The organism is Porphyromonas sp. HMSC077F02 (genome assembly GCF_001815465.1).
GTDB lineage: Bacteria > Bacteroidota > Bacteroidia > Bacteroidales > Porphyromonadaceae > Porphyromonas_A > Porphyromonas_A somerae.
The window spans coordinates 1-6,888 of the sequence record NZ_KV820668.1; the positions used below are offsets into that span (position 1 = coordinate 1).

Sequence of the window (6,888 nt, forward strand, 5' to 3'; positions counted from 1 at the left end):
TCAGAAAACTTTCGTTTCCCGACCTACTCGATTCTTGCAAGGGCTCTGCAAAAATTGGGTATCTTTGTGGTATGACAAGGGCTATTGAATTACTGTCGCCGGCCTCATCGCTAGAGGGAGGTCGGGTGGCGCTCTCTGCAGGGGCAGATGCGGTTTATATTGGGGCTCCCAAGTTTGGGGCTCGTAGCAGTGCGGGGGTCTCTCTGGAGGATATCGGCTCGCTTTGCTATGAGGCACATTCGGTGGGGGCGAAGGTCTATGTGGCTTTAAACACCATTCTCACCGATGACCAATTGGAGGAGGCTGTGGCTTTGGCGGGGGAGCTCTATCGGGTGGGTGCCGATGCTTTGATCGTGCAGGATATGGGTTTGCTGATGGCGGAGGGCATGCCGCCCATTCCGCTCCACTCTAGTACGCAGTGCCACAATGCGAGCCATGGACAATTGGCATTGATGGAGGCGTTGGGCATGGAGCAGGTGGTGCTGGCACGCGAATTGAGTAGTGCTGAGTTGCCTAAGCTTCTCAAGGAGCTGAGCATTCGGGTGGAGAGTTTTATCCATGGTGCCCTTTGCGTCTCCTATAGTGGTCGCTGCTTCATCTCCGAGGCGTGCCGAGGTCGGAGTGCCAATCGAGGTGCCTGTGCCCAGTATTGCCGTATGAGTTACGACCTTGAGGATGCCGAGGGGCATCGCCTCTTGGAGAGTCAGTACCTCCTTTCGCTGAAGGATCTCAACCGTACCGAGATCCTAGAGGAGATGCTGGATGGAGGGGTCTCATCGCTCAAGATCGAGGGGCGGCTCAAGGGGATTGATTATGTCCGCAACGTGACGGCCCATTATCGGGAGCAGCTAGATGCTATTATCGCCCGCCGTGGTGAGGTGTATCACCATGCCTCGTGGGGTAGGGTGGAGCGACAGTTTACTCCGCACCCCGAGCGGACTTTTTCTCGTCGTTTCACGAGCTACAATATCCCGCTTCATCGGCCGATTCCTGTGGATAGCATCACCCCTTTTACCAATAAGAGTGTGGGCGAACGGATCGGCCAATTACTGGAGTGTAGGGGTAGGGAGATTGTGATCAAAGTGGAGGTAAAGGAGACCGAGCTCTCCAATGGCGATGGACTTTTGCTGGTCTCTAGCGATGAAAAGGAGACGGCCGGTGCCTTTATTAATCAGGTGACACCAGTGGGAAAGGGTCGCTACCGGCTGAAACTCTCTAGTCCACTTGCGATCGCTTCGGGGGCAACGGTCTACCGCAACCTCCACCATCAGTTCGATCAAGTGCTGCAGCGACCCGATGCCTCGGTGCGAAAGGTGGGCATCCGTCTCGACTGCCAATGCAGTAGCGAAGGGGTACAGCTCTCTGCTACCCTTTTGGAACGACCTGAGATATCGGTTAGGGTGGAGCGACTACTCCCATTGGATCCTGCGAAGAAAGAGAATAGTCAGCACCTCCGCAATACCCTTGCGAAGCTAGGGGAGACGCCCTATGTGGCGGAGGAGATTGCTTTGCAATTGGAGGGGCTTTATCTCCCACCATCGGTAGCGACGGAGCTACGTCGGGAGGTGATCCAGCAGTTGCAAGAGGCGTGCCACGCTGCTTTTCTGCGTGAGCGTGAGGAGCAGGGGCGGGCATTGGCGGAGCGACGGGCTACCTTCCTCTCAACCCAGCACCAGGCGAGTGAATGGGGATTGCCCGAGAGCCTTGACTTTACCTACAATGTGGCGAATCAAAAGGCAGAGCAACTCTACCGACAGTTGGGCGTCACTGGTACCATTGCCCCTGCTTTGGAGGTGGCGGTACCAGAGGGACCTATTCCGGTGATGTTTACCCGTCATTGCCTTCTACACCAGGTGGGTTACTGCACACGTGAGGGGAAGCGTCCGCCCTTCGCCCTGCCCCTCTACCTAGTGCGGGGTAAAGAGCGTTTTAGAGTCTCCACCAATTGCCGGGAGTGTATGATGACCCTCTGGAAAGATTGAGGTGGAGGATAAGAATGGCGATCTGCTGCGTTGCTTTCGGAATTCGGCCTCGGTCACGTACGTGAGTACGCTCCCTTCGGCCTCATCCTCAGCGCCTGGCATCTCATCCATTCTTCCTCCTCCACCTGTGTCGGGTAAGAGTGGCGGAGGTACTTTTATCGGACAAGTCGGACAGGTCAGACAAGTCGGACACCTGCCCTGGAGCACCCGAAGGGTGCTTTTGGGAGAAAGTTTGCGTGAAGTGTTTGGTGAAATGAAATAATTGTGTACCTTTGCTCGCAGATAGCTACTTTTGCTATCACGATTAAAGGAATTATCAATAAGAGCTAGATGATACACCAGAGTGTACAGATGATGGATATGATGATGCGAATGTCTATGATGATGTTCGCCGATTCGTTGTATCCTGATAGTCCATTCTGACCGTGTAGATAGAAATATATACCTATAGAGGGCTGCTGGTACGACGATATTCAACGCGTACCAGCAGTTTTTTTATACCCAATAGTCAACTAATAACTTAATCAGATATCAATAAGCATTATGAGTAATCAAAGCAAAAATTTCGCAACACAGGCACTTCATGCCGGCTACAATCCAAGTGACAATCAGTTTGGTTCGGTAGCAGTACCGCTCTACGACAATACCGCCTACGTCTACAAAGACAGTCAGTATGCGGCCGATGTCTATGCCCTCAAGGTGGAGGGACCGATCTATACAAGGCTCAATAACCCTACTACCGATGTGCTGGAGCGTCGCATAGCAGCTGTAGAGGGTGGTGTGGCGGCTGTTGCCACCTCGTGCGGTCAGTCGGCCATCGCCACCACGCTACTCTCCCTCCTCAAGTGTGGCGATCATATTGTGGCGAGTGAAAGCCTTTATGGCGGTACCTTCAACCTCCTCACCAGTACCCTTCCCCGCTACGGGATCCATGCCACTTTGGTCAATGTAGAAGACCTAGAGGCGGTGCGTAAAGCGATAAAGCCTGAGACCAAACTGGTGCTGGCTGAGGTGCTGGGCAATCCTCGGCTCAATCTGCTTGATGTGCCTGCCCTGAGTGCAGTGGCACACGAGGCTGGCCTACCACTATTTGTGGATAACACTTGTACCGTTGGGCTTTACCAACCACTACGAGAGGGAGCCGATGTGGAGTTCCTCTCCCTTACCAAACTAGTTTCGGGTAATGGTACCACGATGGGTGGTGCGGTGATCGATAGCGGTCACTTCGACTGGGGCTGTGGCCTTTTCCCCGACCTCTCAGAGCCCAATGACTCTTACCACGGTCTCTCCTTTAGTCACGCTTTTGGCAAGGGGGCATTGATAGGTTGGCTCCGTGCGGTAGGTCTGAGAGATATCGGCACCTGCATCAGCCCTTACAATTCGACTCAGATCATCAAGGGACTAGAGACCCTTTCCCTCCGTGCGGTACGTGCCTCGGAGAGTGCTCTAAAGGTGGCAAAGTGGCTCGAAGCCCATCCTTTGGTGGAGTGGGTACGCTATCCACTATTAGAGAGCCATGAAGCTTATCAGCGGGCGAAAGAGACCTTGCACCGTGGAGCGGGCGTGTTGCTCACCTTTGCCCCTAAGGGCGGATACGAAGTGGCAAAGCGACTGGCGGAACGGACGGAGCTCTTCAAACTGGTCGCCAATATCGGAGACTCTAAGTCGATCCTTATCCACCCCGCCAGCACCACCCATGCACAGCTTACAGAGGAGGAGCGAAATAGCATCGGCGTGAGTGATGACTTGATTCGTATCTCCATCGGATTGGAGGAGGCGGAAGACCTAACGGCCGACCTCGATAACGCACTCAATAAAGCACAGAAAGCATGAAACTATCCTATCTCTCTATCCCCAATTTTGTCACCCACCGAGGTGTAGAGCTCGAGGAGGTGGTACTGAGCTACGAAGTAGCCGGTTGCCCACTCGGCACTGCCCCTATCGTATTGGTTTGCCACGCCCTTACCGGTAATTCTTCGGTCGCTGGTCCTACCGGCTGGTGGGCAAGTCTTATCGGCGAAGGGCAGGGGATTGATACCCGAGCCTACACTATTCTGAGTTTTAATATCCCTGGCAATGGCTATGACGGCAGAGTCTGCTACAGCTTTGATGCCTTTGACTTGAAGGATGTGGCACGCCTCTTTGTAGCGGGAGTGGAGCAACTGGGGATTGAGCAGATAGAGATCGTGCTAGGGGCCAGTATGGGCGGAGCATTGGTGTGGCAGATAGGTGCTTTGATCCCCGATAAGTGCCAGCAGCTGATCCCAATTGCTAGCCATTATAAGGCGAGTGATTGGCTCCTAGCCCAGACCGAGGTGCAGAGGCTCTTGCTTGAAGGGCCGAAGCCACTGGAGCATGCACGCATCCACGGGATGCTCTGCTACCGAACCCCTCAGTCGCTTAACCACCGCTTTTCTGGAGAGCAATGCAGTGATGGTACACCTAAGATTCTCGATTGGTTGCACTACCATGGCAAGGCATTGGCAGAGCGATTTCAGTTGCATGCTTATCAGGTGATGACCTATCTCACCAGCACGATTGCCGTGGCAGAGAGGGCTGAGGAGCTACGTTTCCTTAGGGAGAAAGTGAGCATCGTGAGCATCGATTCGGATCTGCTTTTTCCACACTATGAGGCAGAGGAGACGGCTGCCACGCTAGGGGTACCCCTTTATACGATTCATTCGGAGCACGGGCATGATGCCTTCTTGATGGCTTATGACCAGCTCACAGAGATTATCCATGATATACTATTGAATAACGAAACCCAACATTATGATAGCAACGAAGATAGGTGAGCGTCCGCTCACAGAGCCAATAATACCTTATAGTAAAATAGCCCTAACCCCCTTCTTTCACAGAGCCACAAGGGAGAAGCACTTTTTGGCACACCATGAGGTACCCAAGGTCTACCTCGCAGTGGTGGGGCACGGTACGGTGGGGGGAGCCCTACTGGATCAGATTGTGTCGCAAAGGGAGGCGCTGAAGCAGCGGAAAGGGGTGGACTTGGTGGTCTTTGCCGTAGCCAATTCACGGAGAGCTCTCTTCTCGAAGAGGGGAATCGGTGCCTCGTGGCGTGAAGAGGTAGCAACGGCCAAAAGGAGTGCGGATAGTGTGCGGGAGATTATTCACTATGCAAAGCGGGAGCAGCTACAGCATCTGATCTTCATTGATAATACCTCTTCTGCTGAGATTGCCAATCGATATGCGGAGCTGGTGAGGGCTGGTTTTCATCTTGTGAGCTCTAATAAGGTGAGTAATGCACAGCCGATCCAAGGGTACAGGGCACTGCGGGAGACGCTAGAGCTCTACCACAAGAGCTATCGCTACGAGACCAATGTGGGGGCGGGGCTTCCGCTGATCGATTACCTCCAATTGCTCCACCTGTCGGGCGATAAGATCACCTCAATTAGAGGGCTATTCAGTGGGTCGCTTGGCTTTATCTTCAATGCCTTAAGTGAGGGAAAACCCTTTGGTAAGGTGCTCAGGGAGGCGGTGGCAAGTGGGTTTACAGAGCCCGATCCTCGGATAGACTTGAGTGGGGTGGATGTGGCTCGCAAGGTGCTTATCCTGGCACGCGAATTGGATCTACCATTCAACTTAGAGCAGGTGGAGGTGGAGAATCTGGTACCCCGCTCTTTGCAGAATGCATCTCTGGAGGAGATGTGGACAGCTCTGCCCGACTTCGAAGCCCATATTTCGGCACTCACAGCGGTGAAGAGGGGCGAGGTAGTGAGGTATGTAGGCACTCTCCAGATGCCTGATGGCGACAAGCCAGCCCGTCTGCAGTGCGGTTTGCAGCGGCTGCCTGCCAATCATATCCTTGCTCAGGTGCCAGGGGCAGATAGTTGCTTTGAGATCTATACCGAGAATTATGGTTCGCTCCCCATTGTGATCCGTGGTGCCGGTGCCGGTGCTACGGTCACCGCCCAAGGCGTCTTTGGGGATATCCTCCGCACCGCCGAGGTGCTTTTTAATTGATTGTGAGCTAGGTCGGAGCCTAGGGGTTACGCATTAGAAAGGTTTATCCTTATGGTTATTAGTGGAGTGCCTAAGGAAAAGGACCTCCTTGGAGGTCCGACGGATCCTAGCCCCCACGTCGGAGGGGCGTTAGCCCCGAACGACTGGGGGATTAATGGTCATCCCCCCTATCCCACGACCCCTTGCGGGTCGGACAACTTATTTTAGGATTAATGTGATGTTCTAGATCCTATTGTCCGACCCACAAGGGGTCGAATGGTGTGGGTGGGTCGGTTTTTTGGTCCCCAAGTCATCGGCTCTTCGAGCCTTGACTAGGGGCTAGGATCCGTCTGACCTCCCACGAGGGAGGTCATTCACGGTAAGCCCTTCTAATGCGTAACCCTTGGAAATAAGCCTTTCTTACAGCCAGATCTCACCTCCTAAATCAACGTCTCAGATCATCGTGTGCAATAACCTTAAAACTTAGCTCGGGTCTCGTCGCTTGCTTAGCTCGGGTCTCCGTTTTTGCGTTCATCTCATCACCTTATTATGTGCGGTGTACAAAGAAAAGGACCTCCGCAGGAGGTTCCAAAAAGCACCCGATAGGGTGCCATTCAGCTAGCCCCCAGTCGGAGGAGCGCCAGCTCCGAACGACTGGGGGGGAATAAGGCGAGGTATAGTATTCGACCCTTGTGGTCGCACTTGTATCGGTTAGTGCGACCACAAGGGTCGATGGGTGTGGGGGCCTCTTGTAACCCGCCAGTCTTCTGGCTTTGCCCTCGACTGGGGGCTAGCTGAGTGGCACCCTGTCGGGTGCTCTGGTGGGGTGCCTCTGACACTCCTCTATATCTCACCAAAAAGGAGCTCCTAACTAGCCAAAAACTGAGATGCAACTAAGCAAAAGCTTAGTTGCATCTCGTCATTTGCTTAGTTGCATCTCGCCGATCGC

The 6,888-nt window shown here is 53.7% G+C and carries 4 protein-coding genes; all 4 read left to right on the plus strand.

The genetic code is table 11. The annotated features are described in order from the left end of the window. Window positions 1-71: 71 nt before the first annotated feature. Window positions 72-1,982 (plus strand): peptidase U32 family protein, encoded by a 1,911-nt coding sequence (locus HMPREF3027_RS04510; RefSeq protein WP_070707345.1) that lies wholly within the window; start codon window positions 72-74, stop codon window positions 1,980-1,982. A 543-nt stretch (window positions 1,983-2,525) separates the two neighbouring features. After that, the gene (locus HMPREF3027_RS04515; protein WP_070707277.1) at window positions 2,526-3,815 is read left to right on the plus strand and encodes an O-acetylhomoserine aminocarboxypropyltransferase/cysteine synthase family protein; all 1,290 of its coding nucleotides are present in this window, start codon (window positions 2,526-2,528) and stop codon (window positions 3,813-3,815) included. Beyond that, window positions 3,812-4,777 (plus strand): alpha/beta fold hydrolase, encoded by a 966-nt coding sequence (locus HMPREF3027_RS04520; protein WP_070707278.1) that lies wholly within the window; start codon window positions 3,812-3,814, stop codon window positions 4,775-4,777. The genes HMPREF3027_RS04515 and HMPREF3027_RS04520 overlap by 4 nt, the downstream gene beginning before the upstream one ends. Beyond that, on the plus strand, window positions 4,755-5,960 hold the full coding sequence (locus HMPREF3027_RS04525) for a homoserine dehydrogenase family protein (RefSeq protein WP_070707279.1): 1,206 nt from the start codon (window positions 4,755-4,757) through the stop codon (window positions 5,958-5,960). The genes HMPREF3027_RS04520 and HMPREF3027_RS04525 overlap by 23 nt, the downstream gene beginning before the upstream one ends. The last annotated feature ends 928 nt before the right edge of the window (window positions 5,961-6,888 follow it).

Excerpts from the sequence above, each read along its gene's own strand:
- HMPREF3027_RS04510 (WP_070707345.1), top strand. The coding sequence starts at position 72 with ATGACAAGGGCTATTGAATTACTGTCGCCGGCCTCATCGCTAGAGGGA.
- HMPREF3027_RS04515 (WP_070707277.1), top strand. The coding sequence starts at position 2,526 with ATGAGTAATCAAAGCAAAAATTTCGCAACACAGGCACTTCATGCCGGC.
- HMPREF3027_RS04520 (WP_070707278.1), top strand. The coding sequence starts at position 3,812 with ATGAAACTATCCTATCTCTCTATCCCCAATTTTGTCACCCACCGAGGT.
- HMPREF3027_RS04525 (WP_070707279.1), top strand. The coding sequence starts at position 4,755 with ATGATAGCAACGAAGATAGGTGAGCGTCCGCTCACAGAGCCAATAATA.